Genomic DNA, 22,729 nt, shown 5'->3' with positions numbered 1-22,729 from the left:
CTTCAATGTCACCCTAGGGCAGTTTAAAGGTCTCAACTAATGACAGAAAATACTAAATTAGACCTCTTTCGAAACTCTACTTCTAGTTGGTGATTTGGACAATGATGCGGCACTCGAATCCGTAACGGAATTAGAGTACGCTGTGGTTCGAGGTGAAGCGTCTCCTTCACACCCTTGCGCATAAGCGAGTTTCGAAAGAGGTCTATTATAGAAACAAATAATTGTCATCGCGAGCCACAAAGTGGCGTGGCAATCCAAATAAACAGCTTGCTGTTTTATTTTTTGCCACTGCAATTTTTGGATTGCCACGTCGCCGCTTGCAGCGACTCCTCGCAATGACGGTTTAACAACAGCAACTTCGCTGCTAATAGACAATTTTTTAACTCACAACTGTTGTGCTTTCACGGAGATAACAGCTCTGTATAACTACAACTGTAATACTAGTTTCTTCTATTACCAAAGAATCTTAGAAGATGTAAGAACAAATTAATAAAGTCTAAATACAAATTAAAAGCGGCCATTATGGACATTTTTTGTCCTAACTCTCCACCTCCAGACATAAAATACATAGACTTAATTTTTTGAGTATCCCATGCAATAATACCCATAAATATACCAACCCCAATGAGAGACGTTGCAAAATATATAGCTGAGCTTTGTAAAAATATGTTGACTAGTGACACAATGATAAGACCAAATAACCCCATGATAAGAAATGACCCCATTGATGTCAAATCTCTATTGGTACTATAGCCATAAAGGCTCATTGCACCAAAAACAGATGCACAAATAAAGAAAGTTCGAGCAATTGACTCTCCTGTATAGATAAATCCGAGGGATGCCAAAGACATACCAGTTAAAGCAGCATAAACCCAAAACAATACTTTAGTAGTATCTAAACTCATCTTGCCAAATCCCATAAAGAAGTACAAAGCAATCCCCACGGGGGAAATCATTACCAATGTCCCCAAACCGGTATAGCCCATGAACTGTCCATTTGCTTCAATTTGAAATAAAAGCCTAGTTAATGGCTCAAATGATATAGTAGCAAAAGCCATCATTCCAGTTAGCACAAGAGCTAACGCCATATAATTATAGACCTTAAGCATATATTCTCTCAGTCCGACATCATATGTTTTCTGAGTAGCAGTAAAAGTCTTTGTGTAATCAATCATAAGAAACCCCATGAATCATGTTATTATTTATACTATAATAGTATAAGCTTCATACCTTTTCTTTTCAAGAAGAAAATCGTGAAATATTTATTTAAATTATCATGAAACGTTTATAAAAGCAAAGAAAAGATTAGAGAGGAAATTTTATAATTTAGTTTCCTAGATTGACTTATGCAGTAAGTCTATTAAGTTATCTTTTAATACCACTAGATTGCTCATGTTTTTTGCCTATATTTGGTGTATTGGGTGCATTGGGTGTAGCATTACTTTGAGATGTGGAAGCCATATATGGAGACATAGCTCTTCCCAGCTCTTTTATTAACTCTGCTTGCCTTTTTGGGTTATCTTTATATCCTAGTGTAGCTTTTTTAGGAGCAACGGACGATAATCTATCTGTTGTTGATACATCTCCATGAACAATTGTCATATCTAGTTGGTCAGGAGGTGAGTTATTTTTACCTAAATTTGTCATATCTAGGTCAGGATGATTTCCAGTTATTGTACGCATTTCTACCCCTTTTTCTGAACTAGGAGTAAGTGTGTCTACGAGATTATAATTTTGTAGATTTCTTGCCTGCATTCTCTGTAATGGACTAGGCGAATTTGGAATATCATTAAGCCGTGCATACGCTCCTTTCACGTCTTCATTACCTACTACTGATGTCAAAAGTGATTCTGTTACATTCGGAGCAGCAGCATTCTCTAATGGCAGAGCGTTGTCTATTACTGTTCTGTCGAACCATTTATCATCTAGTCGAGGTAGCTCGCCTTGTTGCGCTGCTTTTGATCTATTTGCTGCTGCATGCCTGGCAACAACGTCGAATAAATCAGGATTAGCAACGTTGGATAGCATTGGATGTCCCTTTGCATCAGGAGTATTCGGGTCAAATGAGTAAGGTTCCTTAGAGTTTAGTACTAAGTCCTTAAAAAGATCTTTCCACTTGGGATATGGGACCATACATTCCCAAACTAGGTTATTAAATTCTTTCTGACTTTCTTTATCAAGACCATTGGAATCTCTAATTTTAATTATAGTATCAAATAATTTTTGAGCATGCACTGCTTTCTCAGTCTTTTGCTCTTTATCCACGAAGTTAATTGAGTGTACGTTGTTACTATGTTGCAACATTTTTGCAAAATCTGCAATAACTTGTTCTGGAATATCAGCAGAAGCTAAAGAAATTTTAGTAGAGTCTCGATTCAAAAGAGGTTGTGGTAAATATGCCAAGCCTTCTATGCTAAATTCGGTATAATCTAAATTTATATCAGTAATAGTAGAATTATTAGCAAGAAGTGTTGCAACTTCTTTAGCTCCTTCATCTCCTAGATAATTATTCGATAGATCAAGAACAGTAACAGTTTCATTATGATCCAAAGCGGATGACAAAGCTCCCATGCCCTCATCTCCAATTTGGTTATTACTTAACTTTAGAATCTTAAGCTTAGTACTATTCTGAATAATGCCTGCAACTAGCTCAGCTCCGCCATCTCCCAAATTGTTACTAGATAAATTAAGCTCGGAAATTGGATTTTCTATAATAGCCTCTAATATCTCTTTGTCCAATTGAACCTTACTATTAGATAAATCAAGAGCCTCGACATTCTTTTTTCTTAGCTGTGTTATTAATTTTGCTTTTTCTTTAGGATTTCTCAGGTCTATGTTCTTGTAACTAACAGAAACTGGTTTTGGTTTGAATATATTTTTCATAAGAAACCTTAATTAAAACTAACTATGCTTCTTATCACTTTGTCAAGATAAGATAACAAATACGACAAGGATAATTTAGGTTGTGTGGACATTTCTATCTAATGGTCTTATAGATCGTTATTTCCGTTCTCGAATTTGTAACGGAATTTAGTCCAAGGCAATTTAGTTATTTACATGATACAAAGATATTGCTATTTTGTCTACAAAAGTTAAAAAAATATGAACTAATTTTTAGGGATTTAATGCCTCTGTGGTGGAATGGTAGACACGGTAGACTCAAAATCTACAGCTCAAAAGGCGTGCTGGTTCAAGTCCGGCCAGAGGTACCATCGTATAACTTCAAGAAGAGCTAGCTGTGCGTATACTCAGGTAGAACTTCAAGAATTGGCGTTGTCGTGTCTAAAGATCGAAGCTGCTCCGTTACTCATGTACGCTACGCCGTTCGACTTTGCTACTGCCTAGCTCTTCTTGAAGTTATACTATCGTCTACCAGCTCTTCATTTACGAGCAGTATACATGAGTAACAGAACAACTTTGATCTTTTTAGGGTACGATGACCTTAATTCTTGAAGGTCTAGCTGAGTATATATACAGAAACAATATTTAAGCAATGAAGGTTAGTTACATCAAATGAGTACACATAACAATATTAATGACGTTGTAGAAATTACAGCACAAAGTGGTTCATCAATTTTCTCTATGATATCATCCACTGATATTATAGGAAAATCTGTTATGATAATTTTGGTAATTGCTTCAATTTGGGCATGGACAATAATTATAGATAAGATAGTTCATTTAGTTCAAATAAGAAAAAAAATTGCAACTTTTGAAGCTACTTTTTGGTCTGGAGCAGTTTTAGATCAGTTATATGAAACTATTAAAAGAACAATGAATAATCCTCTTGCCGCAGTTTTTGTAGCAGCTATGAACGAATGTAAACGCCAAAATCCTAACAACCTCACTGATGCACTTAAAATTAGCCATAAAGAGCGAATAATACAATCTATGTACTTGATAAGGAATCGTGAACTTGAAAGATTAGAGCAAAATTTAGGTTTTTTGGCAACTGTTGCTTCTAGTACACCATTTATAGGGTTATTTGGTACTGTTTGGGGGATTATGCATAGTTTTCAATCTATTGCAGCATCAAAAAATACCTCACTTGCTATCGTAGCTCCTGGCATTGCAGAAGCTCTACTTGCAACAGCAATAGGTCTATTTGCAGCAATTCCGGCAGTGATTTTTTATAACTACCTTTCTTCACAAATAATTAAGATTAATAACAAAATTGATGATTTCATTAATGAGCTTAGTTCTATACTATCAAGAGCCATAGATGAAGGGAAAATGTAATGGCTATACAATTACCAAATTCAAACAATCAAAGATCTAGACGTAATTTAGTCAGCGAGATCAACGTTACACCACTAGTTGATGTCATGTTAGTGCTATTGATCATCTTTATGATAACCTCTCCAATGCTAGTATCCGGTATTAATGTTGATTTACCAGAAACAACTTCTACCCCCCTGTCAGGGCAAGATGAACCGTTAGTGATTAGTATTAACAATAAAGGAGAATTATATTTATTGGAATCTAAAATAGAGAGACAAAATTTAGCTACTAAGCTAACTAATATTACAAAAGAAAAAAAAGATATTAGAATTTTTGTAAGAGGCGACAAAAATGTGCCATATGGCGAGGTAGTTAGCGTTGTATCTGAAATCCATGCAGCAGGCTTTTCTAAGGTAGCACTAGTTTCAAATATTAAATATAATGAAAAATAATAATATTTTTTCTATTTCTTTTATTTGCTCCGTAGTACTTCATTTACTAATAATATATTTTTTCTTATTTGGTCTTCCATCATTGTTTAAAAAATCTCCTGAAGAACAAGTAATAGTTTTTGAAATGTTACCAATTAATACTAAATCTAATATACCCAATAAAACCAAACAACCTGAAAAAGCTATAGAAAATCAAGATGCAAAAAAAGTAGAACAAAGCAAACCTGATGATACAGAAGAGAAGAGACCCTTAGAGAAGCCTCTAGAGAAACTTCTAGAAGAAAAGAAACCTGTAGATACAAAGCCTATAGAAGAAAAGAAACCTATTGAAGACAAGCTTCCTATCGAGGAAAAGAAGATTATAGATAAAAAACCTATAGAAGAGAAGAAGCCTATAGAAACAAAGCCTATAGAAAAGAAGAAGCCTGCAGAAGAAAAAAAACCTGTAGAAACAAAGAAGCCACTCGAGAAAAAAAAGAAAATTCCTAATAAAAGTGACTTAGATTCTTTGCTTAAAAATTTAGAACAATCATCTGAAGGGTCGAGTGCAAAATCAAATAAACAAGCTAGGTCCAAAGAAAATAAAGAAACCCAAGAATCAAAAGGTCCTTACGATGATACATTGCCTCTTTCCATCAGTGAAATATCTTTAATTAAACAACAAATAGAGAGAGTATGGAGTAAACCTATTGGGATACAAAACCTTGAGCAGCTACGGGTAACTTTGTATATAGCTTTAAATCAAGATGGCAGTGTCAAAGAAGTAAAAGTCAAAGAAACAATATGCCCAAATATAACAAAAATAGCTTGTGACGCTCTATCTGACAGTGCAATGAGAGCAGTATGGCAAGCAAGTCCTATTAATAATCTAGACCCTCAGCGTTACAATAGCTGGAAAGAATTTAATTTTCTTTTTGATCCAAGTATGTAAAATATTTGCATAATTATTATATTTTTCAAGATTTATACTTAGTGCTAGTCAAATTTCCTCTATATTAGTATTAATTTTTAGATTTGGGATTAGGATAAAACCAAATAAAGAGTACGGCAAATAATAAAGATAGGTTTAGTAGTAAATTCCATTCTGTCATAGATATATCAAATAATTTAACTGCCGGTTTTGTGCAAGTCGCAATAGGTTGGCTATAAAATATTTCTTTAATATCTTGAATGGATAAGTGCTTTGGAATATGGATTAAAGTTGAACAAAGACTACTTGGTTCAAATATCCCTCTTTCCACTCCACTATGATAGCCTGCTAATATGCAAGCACCTAATAAATTTAGAACGATAAAAAATAAAGTATATTTGCTGATTTTCTTGATAAGAATCGCTACAACTGAAATCTTGATTATAAATAAATATGGGAATCTTTGATAAATACACAAAGGGCAAGGTGAAAAATGTAATATATATTCGACAAAATAAGCCAAAGATAAGGCAAAGATGCATGTGCAAATTAGGGCTATATGTAAAACTCTAAAGCTATCTTTGCGAATAAAATGGACAATAGAAAGAATAGTCATAAGTAAATACTAATTTTTAAGCGCTATTGTCTAAGAATATTAGAAAAAACTCAAGAGATAAATTTATAAATTTACAGAAACCACGTATATTATATTCAATATGCGAAATCAAACTATATGGAAATGGATATATAGATGTCAGAATTAGAAATTTTAGAAAATGTTTTAGAAAATGCCGTTAAATCAAACGCTTGGCCTTTTTTAGAAGCAAAAAAAATATTAGATCAACTGGGTAGCAAAATTCCAGCTAAAGGTTATGTATTATTTGAAACTGGTTATGGACCCTCAGGGATACCACATATAGGTACATTTGCAGAAGTTGCTAGATCTATAATGGTGCAAGAAGCATTTAAACAACTATCCAATATCCCAACTAAGATTATCTGTTTTTCTGATGATATGGATGGTTTGCGTAAAGTCCCAAATAATATCCCAAACCTTGATATGGTGGCATCACATATTGGCAAACCTTTAACATCTATTCCCGACCCTTTTGGCGAATGTGAAAGTTATGGACATTATATGAACGCTAAGCTTCGTTCATTTTTAGATAGATTTGGCTTCAAATATGAATTTTTTAGTAGTACAGAATGTTATAAATCCGGTTTATTTGATCAGATGATGCTGAAAGTCATAGACAAATATGATGAAATAATGGCTCTAATGTTACCAACTTTTCGAGAAGAACGACAGGCAACTTATTCACCTTTTATGCCAATTTGTCCAAAAACCGGTATTGTATTACAAGTACCTATTGCAAAGATCGATCGCTTAGCCGCTACTATTACCTATAAAGACAATGAAGGGAAATTTGTGGAAGTTCCTGTGACAAAGGGACATTGTAAGCTGCAATGGAAACCTGATTTGGGTATGCGGTGGGCTGCCCTGCAAGTGGATTATGAAATGTATGGTAAGGAGCATATGCCTAATGCTAGGTTATATTCTGAGATTTGTCGAATTTTAGAGGGGATTCCACCAGTACAATTTTTTTATGAATTATTTCTTAATGAAAGCGGAGAGAAAATCTCTAAATCTACAGGTAATGGCATTACTGTTGATCAATGGCTGCAATATGCACCGATGGAAAGTATGTCGTTATTTATGTACCAAAATCCAACAAGAGCCAAACGTTTACATTTTGATGTGATACCTAAAAATGTTGATGAATATATTACCTTCAATAAAAAATATCATTTAGAACTAGATCAAGTAAAGCGTTTTGCCAATCCAGTACACCATATTCATCATGGGAATGTGCCTATTATTGAAACTTTTGGTATTAGTTTTAGCTTATTGCTAAACCTTGCATCGGTTTGCAATCCTGAAGATAAATCGGTACTTTGGGGATTTATCAGTAAGTACGCCCCGAGTGCAACGAAACAAAATGCCCCGTACCTTGATCATTTGACAGATTTTGCCACTCGTTATTATAATGACTTTATTAAAACTAATAAGTGCTATTTAGTTCCTAATGATCAGCAAAAAATTATCTTACAAGAAATTATCGCTATGTTAAATGTTTTGCCGGGAGATATTACTTCCGAGCAAATCCAAGAAAAAATTTATGATATTGGTAATAAGCATGGTTATAATAATTTAAGAGATTATTTTAAAGAATTATATCAAATATTACTTGGGCAAACTGAAGGACCAAGGCTTGGGTCTTTTATTAAGCTTTTTGGTATTAACGACTCTATAAATTTAATTCAACAGAAACTAGTTTAATCTTAAGTGTCGATGTAAGACTCGATAATCAAGTTTTTTAGAATTATTAAAAGATACGTCTATTAGCGAGGAGTCCCGAAAAGCGGCGTCGTAGCAATCTTTTGAAGTAATACTTGTCCCTACTTCACAACAAAATTGCCGCGTTGGCGATTCCATCGCCTCTCCTCGCTAATAGACGTATAAAGAAGCTGTATTTACTAACTTTCAACAGTTGTGGGATGATATTGTTTTGACGATAGTACTGCAACTGTAGTAGTATAAAAGATAAATTTTATAAATTGATATCAATTTGCAACTTAATTTTGTTTTTATAATCTTTCTCAAAACATTTTGCCATAAAATATGCTAATATTGCAAAGAACATAAGATATATGATTGGCAATAATTGAAAATTTAGGTATCTCATTAATATTAAACAAACAGAATTAGCACTGCCAGACATCAACATTGACCCAATATTATGACCAAGACTTACTGCACGATAACGATCATTGACAGCAAAAGCTTTTGTCATTATACCATGCGAAAGAGCATTGAAAGGAGCAACAAAACATGCTAGCATTAAACAAGAACCCAAAGTTAAATTAACCATCTGATAGTTAACGGATATAATAAATAATAGACTAGATACAATAGTACCAAATAAGCTAAACTTAAATACTAACATTTGACTAAGCCGATCTGCTAACAAGCCAGCAATAGGCATAGGAATGGCAAAACATATGGTTATTAAAACTGAAAATGTACTAATAATGAAACTAGTTTGCGGTAGGATCATAGGCAAATATTGTTTCATAAACATAACGGATATTTGATAAGTCGCACCAAATCCACCAGCAAGAAACACTGCCATCAAAATAACTCGCCACTGCTTCTTAATTAAAATAGCTAAGCTTTGCGTCTTCGTTTTACTGTCTTGATTCTTTTTAAATTCCGGTGTTTCATCAAATGTTCGGCGAAAATATAAAACGATTAAAGCTAAAGGTAAACTAAAGAAAAAAGGAATACGCCAACTCCAATCTGGAAAAATATGGGCATTAAAAAAATTGGTTGCCCCATTCCCTAGTAATAAACCTACAACCCCAGTACAACGAGTTATTGCTGAAGCTGTATATCGGTATTTCTCCCCTAAATGTTCGATAACATAAATAGCCGCTCCATCATATTCTCCACCTATAAAAAAACCTTGCATAAAGCGACACAAAGCCAAAATTATTGCACCCCACACACCAATAGATGAGTATTCTGGCAGGAAGCCTATAACCATAGTAGGTATTCCAATACCTATGATGGTTATACTTAATGCAGTTTTACGCCCATACAAGTCTCCGATACGGCCAAAAATCAGTGATCCCATAGGTTTTGATAAATATGCTATCGCATAAATAGCAAAAACATTTATTAGATTAGTTAGATAATCAGTATTTGGAAAGAATTTTGCTGCCATAATACCAGCAGAGAAACCATACAAACCATAATCATAATATTCAACTATTGTACCTAGAAATGCTCCGATAATTTTATTTCTTGTTTTTTTTTTCACTATATACTGCTCTTTAGTACTCTGTTTAAGAGCCTTCAGTTAACAATTTATTTCTAACTGAAGGTGCTAAGTTAATATTAAGCTCTTTTAAAGCTTTTTCATCAATATAATCAGGAGCATTCATCAATAAATCTTCCGCTTGCTGATTTAGTGGGAAAGCTATTACCTCTCTAACATTAGTTGAATCAGTTAATAACATAACCATCCTATCTATTCCAGGGGCTATCCCGCCATGTGGAGGGGCTCCAAATTTAAAAGCCCTGATCATACCACCAAACTTTTTATCAACAACTTCCGGGGAGTATCCGGCAATCTCAAAAGCTTTATACATTATTTCCGGTTTATGATTCCTAATTGCACCACTAGATAACTCGATACCATTACAAACAATATCATATTGATAAGCTTTGATGGCTAGTAAATCATCTACTGTTTTGGCTGATTCTAGCACTTCCATGCCACCTTGTGGCATAGAAAATGGGTTATGGCTAAAATCTATTTTTTTGGTTTGCTCATTTAATTCATAAAATGGGAAATCTGTTATCCAACAAAACTCAAAACAATCTTTTTTAAGTAGGTCTAATTCTTCCCCTAATTTAGTTCGTAGCTTGCCAGCAAGTTTAGATGCTTTATCAGCTTTATCACTAGAGAAGAAGACAGCATCACCATTTTGTAGATTCGCTAAAGACTTTAAATTCAATAATTGCTCATCTGTTAGAAATTTAACAATAGGTCCTTTAGCTTGTCCATTTTCTAGAAACTGGATATAACCAAGCCCGCTTGCTCCCTCGGAAGTTGCAAATTCTGCCATTTTGTCAAAGAAGCTTCTAGGTAAAGCAGAAGCTTTAGGAGCTGGCACAGCTCTAACAACAGAGCCATTTTTTATATTTTCTTTAAAAATAGCAAAGTTAGAATTTCTAAATAATTCTGTAACATCTGCAATGATCAGTGGATTTCTAAGATCCGGCTTATCAGAACCATATTTTAACATTGCTTGTTCATATGGAATTTGTACAAAAGGTGTATTTGATACTTCTTTATCAGAAAATTTGCTGAATATCTCATACATTACCGGCTCAATGGTATTAAATACCTCTTCCTGCGTAACAAAAGACATCTCTACATCCAATTGGTAGAATTCGCCTGGTGACCTATCAGCCCTAGCATCTTCATCTCTAAAACAAGGTGCTATCTGAAAATAGCGATCAAATCCTGATACCATCAGTAATTGTTTAAATTGCTGAGGAGCTTGTGGTAATGCATAAAATTTACCAGGATGTAATCTGCTTGGAACTAAGAAGTCCCTAGCTCCTTCTGGTGAACTAGCTGTTAGAATCGGTGTTTGAAACTCCGTAAACCCTTTTTGTGTCATCAGATGCCGTACGTGAGCAATAACTTGCGATCTTAACATAATGTTATTATGTAATTTCTCGCGTCTAAGATCTAGGAAACGGTATTTTAACCTAGTTTCTTCGGGAGAAATTTGTTCAGAATTGACTAACAATGGTAAATTTTCAGCATTAGACTCAACTATAAACTCACTTGCCAATATTTCAATTTTACCAGTCATTAACGAGTCGTTTATTGTTTCATCACTCCTTGCTATCACTTTACCTACAACAGTTATAACTGATTCATACCTTAACCGACTAGCATCATCCATTAAACTTGGATTTTGATCAGTAAATACCAACTGGCTTATACCAAAATGATCTCTAAGATCAATAAAGACTAAATTACCGTGATCCCTTCTTCTATGTACCCAGCCGGATAATTTTACCCTTTGCCCAGCATCCTTTAATCGCAATTCATTACAATTATGCGTCCTGTATTTATGCATTCTATATCTCTTAAAATGAAAGGATTATATAAAAATATCTCCATTAAGCAATAAGCTTCTTCATCCTTGCAAGCTAAATTTCTCTTAAAACTTGTAAACAATATATCATAAAATTTGAATACACTAATACCATTTATGAAATAATTTTATAAAGATTAAAAAGAAACTTTGTGTTTTGTACCTAAATAATTAAGTTGTTTGGTTGAAGAAGTTCTAATACAAACATTACCTGGTATTTCTCCAAGAAACCTAGAAGGAGAGGATCTTATTATTTCATAAAACATAAAACGACTTTCTGCATAAGTAATATACAGGTCTTTCTTAGCTCTAGTAATACCCACATAGGCGATTCTTCTCTCTTCTTCTAGACCTTTTTCCCCCTCTCTTAGTGATCGCTGATGTGGAAACACCCCCTCTTCCCAACCTGGTAGAAAAACTAGATCAAATTCAAGACCTTTAGCAGCATGAAGAGTCATAATGCTAACAGAACCACCAAAATTTGATTCTAATTCCTCATTTTCCATTACCAAACTAGAATGTTCTATAAAATCTTGAATATTATCGAATTCCGCGATTGCTCTAAGCATTTCATTAATATTTTCAATTCTGCCAGTTGCTTCATCTGTTTTTTCTTCTTGTAGCATCTCAAGATAACCTGATTCTTCTAGTAAAGACTTAGTGACATTAATAGCTGGGTCATTTCTATATCGTAAACTCCAATTATCGATATTACTAATAAATTTGTTTAGACTATCTTTGACTTTATTTTTAAAAATTTCTGCTTGTAACATCTGACGAATGGCAGCAATAATAGGTATATTATGTTCAACCGCATAATCTTTTATTTGTTTTAATGTGGTATTACCAATTGCTCTCCTTGGAACATTTATTATGCGTTCAAGAGCAAGATTGTCACTATGATTTAAAGTGATACGTATATAGGCAAGTAGGTCACGTATCTCCATTCGTTCATAAAACTTAAGACCACCTATAATTTTGTATGGTAATGCATTACTAATAAACACTTCTTCAAATGCTCTAGTTTGGAAACCTGCTCTAACTAATATCGCAACTAATCCTGCATTATACTTTCCCTCTGTAACTAACTTGCTAATTTCAGATACAACGAATCTTGCTTCTTCTTTATCATTCCAACAAGATATAATTTTAATTTTTTCTCCATCATTTTTATCAGTCCATAATGTTTTACCGTGACGATTCTTATTATGGTTAATTACACTTGATGCAGCTAATAAAATTTTTGAACTAGATCTATAATTTTGTTCTAATTTTATTATTGTAGCATTTGGAAAATCCTTTTCAAAACGTAATATATTACCGACTTCTGCACCCCGCCAACTATATATAGATTGATCATCATCACCAACACAGCAGATATTTTTTGAGCTACTTGCCAGCATCCTTGCCCAAAGATACTGAACAGCGTTAGTGTCTTGATACTCATCAATCAGAATATATTTATATTGTTCCTGATAATACTTTAATATTATAGGGTTTTTTATAAACAATTCATTATTGTAAAGTAGTAAATCCCCGAAATCTACTACATTAGATGCTAGTAAATTTTTCTGATATTCGTCATAGACAAATTGAGCCACTTTATGAATTGGTAGCTTAATATCAGATTCAGAAAGTTTATACGGCAATAATCCCTGATCTTTCCAACACGAAATAATAATATGTAAAAGTTTGGGAACATATTTTTTGGTATCTATATTTTTCTGCTTAACTATATCTTTAACCAATTTAAGTTGATCATCAGGGCTAATAATAGTAAACCTACTATTCAAGCTAAAATTCAAATGTTCTGCTTGCTGACGCAAAATTCTTGCTGCTATAGAATGAAATGTACCTATATTTAGCCCATAACAATCAATCATTTTGTTGATTCGATCTTGCATTTCTCTAGCAGCTTTATTAGTAAAAGTAACTGCTAGAATATTTTGAGGTAGAGTTAACCCTTGCTGGATTATGTTGGCTATTCTAGTCGTTAACACTTTAGTTTTACCAGTCCCTGCTCCAGCAAGCACAAGAATAGGACCATGTACATGGGACACTGCTAGCAGTTGTTGAGGATTTAATGAGTTTAGGAAACTTTGTTGTGTCATGATCTAGTACTACAATTGTAGATTAGTGGAGTTATAGTCAGATAGTTTACCAAGTGTGCGTTTTGTTAACTTAAGCAGCTTCGGTGTTATCCATACAACTGCTAATAGACGTTTAAACCTTACAATAGCACTTCGCTAATAGACGGTTTTTTAACTTTCAACAGTTGTGGGTTCGTTAGCTACAAGAGTTAATTTTTGGATTTCCTCTCTGCTCAAACCAGTAGACTCAGCGATGATATCAATTGATAATCCAGCTTTAAGTAAATTTCTAGCTATAACAATTTTTTCTCTAGCTTCTCCTCTAGCTTCAGCAGCTTGCAATTCATCTCTATCGTTATAAAGCTTTTTTTGGTAATAGGAGTAGTTTGCCCTCTCTTCTTTGGTCATTTTGAGAATGCTCAGCTTGTCTGCTACTTGTCTCATATAAGGCGAATGATAGTTTGGTGGGACTTCATCATATTTCATGACATGTAGCCAGTCATCAATCTCTTTCTCTAAACGATCATTAAATAGAGGTACTGATATATAAAAATATTCTGGTAGGATGTTAGTAGCATCAAAAACCTCAGAAGTCTCCATATTTTTAATATGCACATTTAATCTTTCATTAGTTTCTACCTCATGAATAATAGTTTTACCATGGTAAATAACTCCATTACCATTTCCTATAGGAAAATAGAGTAGCGATATATGAAATATCTTGATTATTTGAGTATAATCTTCTCTTTGGGCAAGAGTATCAACTATAAGTCTTGAGGTATTAAAACATGCCTTATGAATAAAAGAATCCTTAACATTACGCTCGATTTCAATAATGTATTTATGGTGATCTTCGTCTTCTACAATTACATCAGCTAGACTTCTTTTGCTTTTACTATCTTCTTTGTTACTCTCGGTCTCAAGTAAGGCTACTATTTTAACGTCCTTATAACCCTTGGTCTTAAGAAGAGCTGAGATAAAACCTTCTACTATAGAATAATCGCCTTTATCTTTCAGAAGGTATTTAATAGCATAGTCAAAGGAAATTAATGGTTTATCATTATTCATAATCATTATTTATGTTATTAGGCTGTGTGAAGTTATTAAAGCTAATATAGCATAAAATCAATAGTACTACTAGCTTCATTATTAAATTAACCAATGTGGTTGAAGTTAAGCATAGTTAATTCATATGATTATCTTTTATTGCTGTCAGCAAAGAGTTTTTTAAAACAAGAGCTTTTTCATTATATTTTTTAATGAAGTCAGGTAGCTTAGAACAGATTATATCAATATTTTGTTGAACCTTTTCTATGGCATTAAATATAGTTAACGGACAGTCAACACGGTTAACCGTTAACATATCACGTAAAAATTCATCATCATAAACATCCGCTGTAGGACCGACTAAACAAGGTACTCCTAAACCTAGGCTTTCTAAAACTATCATAGGGGAACATTCCGAATTAGTAATGTATAAAGTTAAATTAGTATTTGCCATCAATTTTATTAATTCTTTATGTGGTAAATTTTCAGGAAAAACTTTAAGTTCTACATCTTCCATCATCCAAGAAGCATATTTATTGTTATCTAAAGAGAAATTAGTATAACAACAAACTCGATCTTTGAACATACTTATCGCCGCAAATTGAGGGTAGAGATTCTTGATCCATATGTTTGATGTGCTCCATATACCAATTGTAAATTTACCAGCTTCTCGGGAAATTATCTTTTTTTCTAGCAGCAATGGTATGAAGTTTTGTAATAGATAAGATTGTACACCATTGGCTATAAGAAATTGTTCTAGACCATTTTTCAGAGTGATAATAGATTTAATTTTATGCTGCTTATATAAATTCAACCATCTATAAAAAGTTTGGCAATGACCAATACCTACCCATTGGGCAGGAGAACCATGCCATAAATAGTAGATATTTAAACAATTATCCCCTTTCATTTCATGTAGCTTCTCTACTAATTGAATATGAACATCAAGCCCTCCAGATATAATTAAGTTTTTAATACCTGTTTTTATAAGTAATTTTGCTATTTGAGTAATAATTTTGTCAGGTAAATACGAGTTAATATAACTTATCAAAACGTTGAGTTTTCCCATAGGAAAAGGAATGGTTTTATTAAATAATCCTTTAGTAGAATTAGCAACTCCAGGAAAAATGCTAGGATAAATTACATAAATATCATCCATATCTTTTTGCCCTAGAGGCAGCGGGTCTAGATTTCCGCCGTTGCTGGAATGACATCGATCTTGTTTTTGTCCTTGATATTTGATGATAAAATTTTTAAAATTATCATAGTCATTTTTTGAAAAAAAAGAATAGAACATAGTAATTATTCGTCTAACAGGCAACTTAACCCAAGAATATTTTAGAAGAAATCGGGCTATTTTCTTAAGAAAGGGTAAGGAAAGGAGTCTTGAGAGTAGTCTATACGTTACAGAGGAAGAATCTTTATTATTAACAAGCTCTATATTTCTTAAAATTTGTTGTTTTGTTTGTAATATCTGTTTTTTAGTATGATTATTTACTGAATCTTCTATAAATGAATACCATAAGTTTTGCATTTGAGTTTTATTTGCAAAGATTTCTTGATAAGATAGACAGTTTTGTTGTTTAATCTTTGCTAATAGTTCCCTTTCAACATTTAATTTTTTTATTGCATTTATAAATCCTGTATGATTCCGGTTAATTATAAATTCATGTTGCACCTCAGGTAACACCTCCCTAGCAATACCTACATCCGTAGTAATAATTGCACAACCAAATGCCATAGCTTCAATAATGGTTAGCGGCGTTCCTTCTTGCACAGATGCTATTAGCAAAATGTCTGTTTTTTTTAAAATCTCCCAAATTTCTTGTTTAGAACGTATTCGCTCATTTTTATCCACTATACATCTTTTGATATGAATTCCATCTTTATCCATCTGTTCTAGTGCCGGTATAATTACTGTTTTTAGACCTTTATAATCAGGAGTACTACTATACCAACTTCCCCAAGAACTATTACCAATCCATGTTACAACTAAACTTGCATGATCTTCATCATGACTTGATTCCGCATCATGAATTAGTACATTATCATAAATTACTTGCCAAGGCTTTGGATAATCTATGATATTTACATAAATATCATATAATCTTTTAGAAGTAGTGTAGTAGTTATCAATAAATTGGAAAGTTGGTAAATTTTTTAATATTTCACTTTCACTTTCAATAAATAGATGATCAGGTATGCTAGTGGTAATGGTAGTATTTACTAATATTTCTCCTGTAGCCTTACTATTACTAGAATTATCTGCTATGCTTCTTAGTAATTCTGTCAGATAGCCACGATAGAAAAAATGTATTAATTTAATAGAAGTATATTGGTTTAATTTGATTAAAAAATCCTTATATGTTTTGTAATCACAGCTGTAAATAATATGACAATCATATTGGTTGCTTAGCAAAGATTGAACATATTGAGCGACGTTATCAAAAGCCCATCCCCTAATATCAGATACTAAAATCAGGGTTTCTTTTGAATTCATAAATTTACACTAAATAGCTCTAATAATCCAGCTTCTAACTCATATACTGGCATATAATTTAAAAGCTGCTGAGCCAATTCTGTGCTGCCAACAGAAATATTTATACTCCCGGCCTGAGTTGGTAGATATTTTACCCCTTTGACAATAGCAATCTTATTAATTAGTTGAATAAGTTCATTTATAGAGTAGGTACGTCCTGTACAAACATTTAGTATAGGGGCTGAGGTACTCGCAATAGACAAGGCTCTAACACACATGTTGGTAACATCTGAAACATGTATAAAATCACGACTTTGATTACCCTCACCAAAAACAACCAGCTCCTTACCCTCTTCTACTTTCTGTTTAAATATTGATATTACACCAGAGTAATCAGAACCTCTAAGTTGCCCTTTACCATAAACATTAAAAAGGCGTAAACCACAGGTTTTAAGAGATTTAAGCTCACCAAAAACCTTAGCTTGCAGCTCACAGGCTAATTTATCCGCTGCATAAGGAGAAAGCGGGTTTACCTTACCATTCTCTTGTAAAGGAAAGTCACTTACTGTGCCATAAACGGCAGCAGATGATGCATATACAACGGGTATATTCTGTTTACTTGCCTGAAGAAATATATTAATAGTTCCTGTTAAATTCACTTGATGATTGTGATACCAATTATCAATTGATTCCTGTACATTTGCTATCGCTGCAAGATGGAAGCAACCATCAATATTTCTAAATAGTTTTTCTAAAATATCTTGATCTAAGATATTTCCTTGAACAAATTCAACATTTTTATTAAACGAATTATTGAAATTACCTGTTGAAAGATCATCTAATATTACAACCTGATTGCCTTCTTTTACTAGTAAGTTAACAAGATGTGAGCCGATGAAACCAGCACCTCCAGTAACTAAATAATTTGACATATGCTATTAGTGCAATTAATTTTTATGATATAATTAAGTGGGTATTTGCTCTATAGGTATATTTATAGAATTATTATTAAGAAAAGCAAATGAAAAAAATTATCATTTTCACAAATACAGATTGGCACTTTTATGCCCATCTTCTACCAATTGCTTTAACTGCTAAAATGCAAGGCTATGAAGTAAAAGTGTTAACAAATATTAGTGAATTCAAAGATAAGATAGAACAGCATGGTTTACAAGTAATCCCAATTTCAATAAAGCGTGGAAGTATCAACCCTTTTACTGATTTATTATTATTAATCAAGTTAATTAGCATATTAAATAAAGAGAAACCGGATATATTGCATAATTTTACTATAAAACCAATTTTTTATGGGAGTATAACTGCCTTCTTATGCAGTATATGCTCAAAACAGAAGGGTTTACCGCAAGTTATTAACACTTTTGTTGGTATGGGTTTAATTTTTATAAGTAGCAATTTTTTGCTAAGATTAGTTAGAAGCATTATAGTTAGAATAATATCCATAATAGGATATTATAGAAGTATGTTATTTGTCGTACAAAACGATGATGATTTAGCCTTACTGGTAAAATTAGCTATAGCACCCAAAAATTTAATTGTTAAACAATGCAGCGTTGGTATAGAAACTGAAAAGTTTCCTTTTCTTCTAGAGCCACTAGGTAGTAAAATAGTGGTGGCATTGGTAGCTAGAATGATTATTGATAAAGGTATATATGAATTTATATATGCTGCAAAAATATTAAAACAAAAAGGTATAGATGCTGAGTTTTGGTTAGTTGGCGAACCTGATAAAGATAATAAGCAATCAATAGCACAATCAATATTAGAAGACTATCAAAATCTAGGATATATCAAATATCTTGGTTATCAGAAAAATATAGAAGAAATATGGAAAAAAGCACATATTGCAGTATTACCTTCCTACCGTGAAGGGCTAAGTCGTAGTCTTTTAGAGGCTGGAGCATATGGTAGAGCCATTATTACTACTGATGCCCCAGGTGGTAGAGAATTAATACAAGACCAAATAAACGGATTATTAGTTAAACCGCAAAATACAGAAGATTTAGCAAGAGCTATGGAGCTATTAATCACTATGCCTCTACTTAGAAAACACCTAGGTAAAAAAATTCGACAAGATATTTTAGAAAAATATGATTGCCAATTAATATCTGAGAAGATGGTTAATTTCTACGACTATCCCGAATAAGTATTTATAGTAAAACCTGTAATATTAGGTGACAAGAATATAACAATAATTTCTTAAAGGTTAATGATATTTTTTCTATTTATATCACCTAATTCAATAGGTTTAACTATATACCAAACTTACGTCACTACGAAAAGCCTATTTCTTAGCATTACCCACAAATATTTTGTCAGTAAGAGTACCACCATCATTGCGAGGAGCTGCAATGCAGCAATCAAGAGATTAGACATAGGCAAGCCAATCTATTGCCTTGATCCAAAATTAGTAATGACTATTTAACTTGATTATAAAGCATTTGTGCTCTTGCGTAGTTAATTGGTTTATTTCTTGGAATTTCTAAAAAATATTCTAGTTGCCATGCTTGAGTTTTTTTAGCTTGCTTGTTTATAACAATGTCCCAAGGTGGATATACCCTTATTGCTCTCTTACCACCTTGGTTATTATGCGAGACTATATCATATTTATACAAAACAGATTGTGGAAATATAAATTGACCAAACTTATCTCCTTTACGCGTTGTTACAATAAAAAGATCAATTGAATCTGCAATATCATATGGCTGGATTGATCCATTCCCAATTCTCTTCCATAGTGTTACAAATTGACCAATTTTTGTAGGAGTAATCTTAGCAACACGAAATCTAACATTCATAGAATTTAACTTGAACATGTAGGCTCCATATGCAATACTTTCACTTTCCATTACTGGTTCAGAACATATAAACTGACATGGATTATATATTAGATCTCTCGATGTAATAAGTTCCGAGTGGATTAAATCATTAGTACTCCAAGGTTTGCTGGTAGGATTACAAATAAGATTATTTACCATAGTACCACAGATTTGTTAAAAGTTGAGAATAGCTAAGTAACCAAAAATAGATTGCTTCGTAGTGCTTCGCTACTTCTTCGATAATAGACGTGGTAATTTGCATAATTATTCCCATAATTAATTTCCATATTTATGGTCATCCCCCCTTAGCCTGCCCTACTCCCTTTCCTCCACTACTAATTCGAAATGCCTCACTTTTATTTTTACCTAGAAAATCTTTAAAATCTTCTTTTGTAAACTTAAACTCAGTAATATTCTTTGCTGGACTTTTACTTGTATCAAATCTCTGCTCTTGTTTTTTATCAATAGCTAATAATTCTACAAAATCATTTTTAATTTTACTCGGTGTTGTTGGATTATTTAAGGTCTTAATCAGTGATTCTATAGACTTGGTATCATTTCTAAGTTCATTATTGCGTGCAGTTGCTGCAACTATTACATACTCTTTTAATACAGCCTTGTTATCTTTCCCCTTCCAGCGTTCTTCCGTACAAAAAGATAACAATGTGTCAGCTTTTTCTTGATGATTTCGCATAACATCACGATCTTGCCAAGAGTTCTTTTTTTTAGTTTCTTCCGGTGGGGGTGGGGCTATGTGATTTAATAGCTTATTAAAAAAAGTTTTATTCAAATTTTCATTATCATAAACTTCATAAACATTTAGGAGAAATTTTTGTTGTTCAAATGCTTTATCTACCCCTTTACCAAGTTCAAAATTATCTAAATACTCCAAAGTCTGAAAACGACCTTTAATATGTAAGTAACTTGCATATTTTTCAGCATCATCAAAGCTGAGAGTAGATATACCTTGAGTATTTAATGCAACCGTATTTAATGCATTCTCACGTAAATCATCAAAAGTCTTTTTATTAGTTTCTGTGTGTATAAGATTTCCACCAACTTTAGCTAGCATTTTATATACTACATCAATTAAAAATTTCACTAGGGCATTTGGACCTTCAAAATTCTTAGCACTATATATAGCAATATTTGCTGAATCATCCATACCACTACCGAAGGCAAGAGCTAAAACCCTACCTTGCTTTTTTGCTAGGGTAACATTCTCAAAACCATCCAACTCTTCCGCAACATCGACTTTACTGTCATTTTCGGGGAAATAGTCTATAGGAGTATTGTCTCTATACCCCCCATCGACATACTCGACACCATCAATTTTTACAGGTTGAAAAACTAAAGGAAGAGAAGCGGAAGCATGGCAAGCTCTAGCAATTGGAACATCAGGAGTATTTTCAGCACTAAAAATTTGCAAAGTACTATCATCTCGCCTTACTGCAGTAATTAATAAGTCTTTAAATTGCACTGGATCAAGAAGTCTTAAAAGAGCTAAATCCTTAAAAAGGAGTTCACCACCCTTTTGACATTTGTCTGTTAATTCAATGAATTCTTTCCCGTTAGATTCTATTATAGCTTGAATTTTCTTGGATTGTTTTTTAAAATTTTGTTCCTGAAAATCTAAACCTTGAATATTTTCATTTATATCAGCAATCTGCTGACTATTACTATCATCTTGTTGTTTTAATGTTTCAATCGTATTTAAAAGATCTTGCCTTTTTTTGTCTAACTCTCTCAGTTCTTCTGAAATCCTTTCATATCTCGCTGTAGCAAGTTCCACAAAATTTTTGCCCTTTAAAAAATTATAAGCACCTTTTCTTATAGTCTTATCTACAAGCTCGTATAATGGAGTACCATCTTTGCTAAGCGGCACCGGACCAATTGAAAATCCTTGAGTCCCAAGTAAATCTTTGAAGTTTGTATTTTTTGAAATAGCTTCATATTCTTTAGGTGGTATACCAAATGCTGTCACTGCAGCAGCTATTACCCCTGCCGATGATCCTGCAACTGCTTCTACCCCTTCAATTACTTTAGATTCATTCAAACCCTCATAAACACCAGAATATCCAGCCCCCTTAGCTCCACCACCACTAAAAGCCACATATTTAAAAGGACTTTGCTGCCTTTCTTGCATTTCTTTTTGTAATTTACTCATAATCTTTACTCAATTATTATAAGATTCTTATATAATTTCACCTTTTAGTATAGTCTTTCCGCTTAGTAAATTTAGCAGAAGACAAGAATACGCCAGTTCCTATGCCTAACAATACTGAAACCGTGAAAATACTGGCAATTATAAAATGTCCCAATACAGCCAAAACTACAGTAGTAATACAGACCATTATCATGAATATAATGCTACTTATTCTACCTTTTTTTGTTACGCTTTCATAAACCTCAATACTTTTAATATCCATCTGATGTCTATGTACTTGCTCTTTTTCTGCCATGGCAATTAGCTTTGTCAATGTTCCTGGATAAATATTTTCATATTCTGCCATTAAATCTACAGGTGGCAAAACATGTGCAAACTTCTTACTATAGAAGCTATTATCCGACTCCTTAGGATTACTAACTTTTAAATATCCTTTATTCAACCTATTGTTATTAGCAAAAAAACTTTTACTATCTTTCATATTCTTTTCTTATTTCTTGAAATGTTGAATTAATATCTTTTTCTACTCTAATAAAGTATTCAAGTAAATCTGTCTCTGGCTTTTTTCTTACTGTCGTTTGAGATATTTTAAATACACTAAAAAAGCCTATTAGGAAATGTCTTACAAATTCTTTATTCATTTATTCTCATATTAAATTATAAGATTAGCAAGTATGCAAGTTTAAGTATACTAGGTCATAGCAATTTTACATTTTTTATGTCACTACTGTTAAGAGTCCTTCCGAGCGTCTATTAGCTAGGAGTCACGAAAAAGCAGCAACGC

Annotated in this window: 18 protein-coding genes and 1 tRNA gene; 6 read left to right on the top strand and 13 right to left on the bottom strand. The window is 32.9% G+C overall.

Features of this window, described 5'->3' with window-relative positions; translation table 11 throughout:
- Nucleotides 1–440 precede the first annotated feature (440 nt).
- Both ACFEL2_RS05995 and ACFEL2_RS05990 read right to left on the bottom strand, forming a co-directional pair.
- Nucleotides 441–1,175: a Bax inhibitor-1/YccA family protein gene (locus ACFEL2_RS05995; protein ID WP_375331763.1), complete on the bottom strand. Its 735-nt coding sequence runs from the start codon at nt 1,173–1,175 to the stop codon at nt 441–443.
- Between the two features lie 190 nt (nt 1,176–1,365).
- Nucleotides 1,366–2,883, bottom strand: coding sequence for a hypothetical protein (locus ACFEL2_RS05990; protein ID WP_375331762.1), 1,518 nt, complete (start codon nt 2,881–2,883; stop codon nt 1,366–1,368).
- A 244-nt stretch (nt 2,884–3,127) separates the two neighbouring features.
- Here ACFEL2_RS05990 and ACFEL2_RS05985 point away from each other — a divergent pair.
- The 4 genes from ACFEL2_RS05985 (at nt 3,128) to ACFEL2_RS05970 (ending at nt 5,604) form a co-directional block, all read left to right on the top strand.
- Nucleotides 3,128–3,212: transfer RNA gene (locus ACFEL2_RS05985), tRNA-Leu, on the top strand.
- A 301-nt stretch (nt 3,213–3,513) separates the two neighbouring features.
- Nucleotides 3,514–4,239: a protein TolQ gene (gene tolQ / locus ACFEL2_RS05980; RefSeq protein ID WP_341751899.1), complete on the top strand. Its 726-nt coding sequence runs from the start codon at nt 3,514–3,516 to the stop codon at nt 4,237–4,239.
- Nucleotides 4,239–4,673: a protein TolR gene (tolR, locus tag ACFEL2_RS05975; protein ID WP_341751900.1), complete on the top strand. Its 435-nt coding sequence runs from the start codon at nt 4,239–4,241 to the stop codon at nt 4,671–4,673. The genes tolQ and tolR overlap by 1 nt, the downstream gene beginning before the upstream one ends.
- Nucleotides 4,663–5,604 (top strand): cell envelope integrity protein TolA, encoded by a 942-nt coding sequence (locus ACFEL2_RS05970; protein ID WP_375331761.1) that lies wholly within the window; start codon nt 4,663–4,665, stop codon nt 5,602–5,604. The genes tolR and ACFEL2_RS05970 overlap by 11 nt, the downstream gene beginning before the upstream one ends.
- 70 nt (nt 5,605–5,674) lie before the next feature.
- Here ACFEL2_RS05970 and ACFEL2_RS05965 read toward each other — a convergent pair whose 3' ends face one another.
- Complete coding sequence (locus ACFEL2_RS05965) at nt 5,675–6,199, bottom strand: disulfide bond formation protein B (RefSeq protein ID WP_341751902.1); 525 nt, start codon at nt 6,197–6,199, stop codon at nt 5,675–5,677.
- Nucleotides 6,200–6,334: 135 nt separating this feature from the next.
- On the opposite strand from ACFEL2_RS05965, the gene ACFEL2_RS05960 reads away from it, so the two are divergent.
- Nucleotides 6,335–7,924: a lysine--tRNA ligase gene (locus tag ACFEL2_RS05960; protein ID WP_341752278.1), complete on the top strand. Its 1,590-nt coding sequence runs from the start codon at nt 6,335–6,337 to the stop codon at nt 7,922–7,924.
- Nucleotides 7,925–8,195: 271 nt separating this feature from the next.
- Here ACFEL2_RS05960 and ACFEL2_RS05955 read toward each other — a convergent pair whose 3' ends face one another.
- From ACFEL2_RS05955 to ACFEL2_RS05930, 6 genes are all read right to left on the bottom strand, one after another.
- Nucleotides 8,196–9,470 (bottom strand): MFS transporter, encoded by a 1,275-nt coding sequence (locus ACFEL2_RS05955; RefSeq protein ID WP_375332394.1) that lies wholly within the window; start codon nt 9,468–9,470, stop codon nt 8,196–8,198.
- 22 nt (nt 9,471–9,492) lie between these two features.
- Nucleotides 9,493–11,307 (bottom strand): aspartate--tRNA ligase, encoded by a 1,815-nt coding sequence (aspS, locus tag ACFEL2_RS05950; RefSeq protein ID WP_341751903.1) that lies wholly within the window; start codon nt 11,305–11,307, stop codon nt 9,493–9,495.
- Nucleotides 11,308–11,462: 155 nt separating this feature from the next.
- Nucleotides 11,463–13,436 carry a UvrD-helicase domain-containing protein gene (locus tag ACFEL2_RS05945; protein WP_375331760.1) on the bottom strand — a complete coding sequence of 658 codons (1,974 nt, stop codon included), beginning with the start codon at nt 13,434–13,436 and terminating at the stop codon, nt 11,463–11,465.
- Between the two features lie 150 nt (nt 13,437–13,586).
- A complete protein-coding gene (locus ACFEL2_RS05940; RefSeq protein WP_341751905.1) occupies nt 13,587–14,483 on the bottom strand; it encodes an Rpn family recombination-promoting nuclease/putative transposase in 897 nt (298 codons plus the stop codon).
- A gap of 115 nt (nt 14,484–14,598) precedes the next feature.
- On the bottom strand, nt 14,599–16,962 hold the full coding sequence (locus tag ACFEL2_RS05935) for a glycosyltransferase (protein ID WP_375331759.1): 2,364 nt from the start codon (nt 16,960–16,962) through the stop codon (nt 14,599–14,601).
- Nucleotides 16,959–17,873 carry an NAD-dependent epimerase/dehydratase family protein gene (locus ACFEL2_RS05930; protein WP_375331758.1) on the bottom strand — a complete coding sequence of 305 codons (915 nt, stop codon included), beginning with the start codon at nt 17,871–17,873 and terminating at the stop codon, nt 16,959–16,961. Before ACFEL2_RS05930 ends, ACFEL2_RS05935 begins: the two co-directional genes overlap by 4 nt.
- Before the next feature lie 89 nt (nt 17,874–17,962).
- Between ACFEL2_RS05930 and ACFEL2_RS05925 the strand changes: the two genes are divergently transcribed.
- Nucleotides 17,963–19,105 carry a glycosyltransferase family 4 protein gene (locus ACFEL2_RS05925; RefSeq protein WP_375331757.1) on the top strand — a complete coding sequence of 381 codons (1,143 nt, stop codon included), beginning with the start codon at nt 17,963–17,965 and terminating at the stop codon, nt 19,103–19,105.
- Nucleotides 19,106–19,376: 271 nt separating this feature from the next.
- Here ACFEL2_RS05925 and ACFEL2_RS05920 read toward each other — a convergent pair whose 3' ends face one another.
- The 4 genes from ACFEL2_RS05920 to ACFEL2_RS05905 form a co-directional block, all read right to left on the bottom strand.
- Nucleotides 19,377–19,937 (bottom strand): MepB family protein, encoded by a 561-nt coding sequence (locus tag ACFEL2_RS05920; RefSeq protein ID WP_375331756.1) that lies wholly within the window; start codon nt 19,935–19,937, stop codon nt 19,377–19,379.
- A gap of 136 nt (nt 19,938–20,073) precedes the next feature.
- Complete coding sequence (locus tag ACFEL2_RS05915) at nt 20,074–21,945, bottom strand: patatin-like phospholipase family protein (RefSeq protein WP_375331755.1); 1,872 nt, start codon at nt 21,943–21,945, stop codon at nt 20,074–20,076.
- Between the two features lie 37 nt (nt 21,946–21,982).
- Nucleotides 21,983–22,426: a DUF2335 domain-containing protein gene (locus ACFEL2_RS05910; protein WP_375331754.1), complete on the bottom strand. Its 444-nt coding sequence runs from the start codon at nt 22,424–22,426 to the stop codon at nt 21,983–21,985.
- Nucleotides 22,416–22,586, bottom strand: a complete 171-nt coding sequence (locus tag ACFEL2_RS05905; protein ID WP_341747583.1) for a hypothetical protein — start codon at nt 22,584–22,586, stop codon at nt 22,416–22,418. The genes ACFEL2_RS05910 and ACFEL2_RS05905 overlap by 11 nt, the downstream gene beginning before the upstream one ends.
- Nucleotides 22,587–22,729 lie beyond the last annotated feature (143 nt).

This window comes from Candidatus Tisiphia endosymbiont of Temnostethus pusillus, assembly GCF_964264675.1.
Taxonomy (GTDB): domain Bacteria; phylum Pseudomonadota; class Alphaproteobacteria; order Rickettsiales; family Rickettsiaceae; genus Tisiphia.
This window is presented reverse-complemented; position numbering and strand designations above follow the sequence as displayed.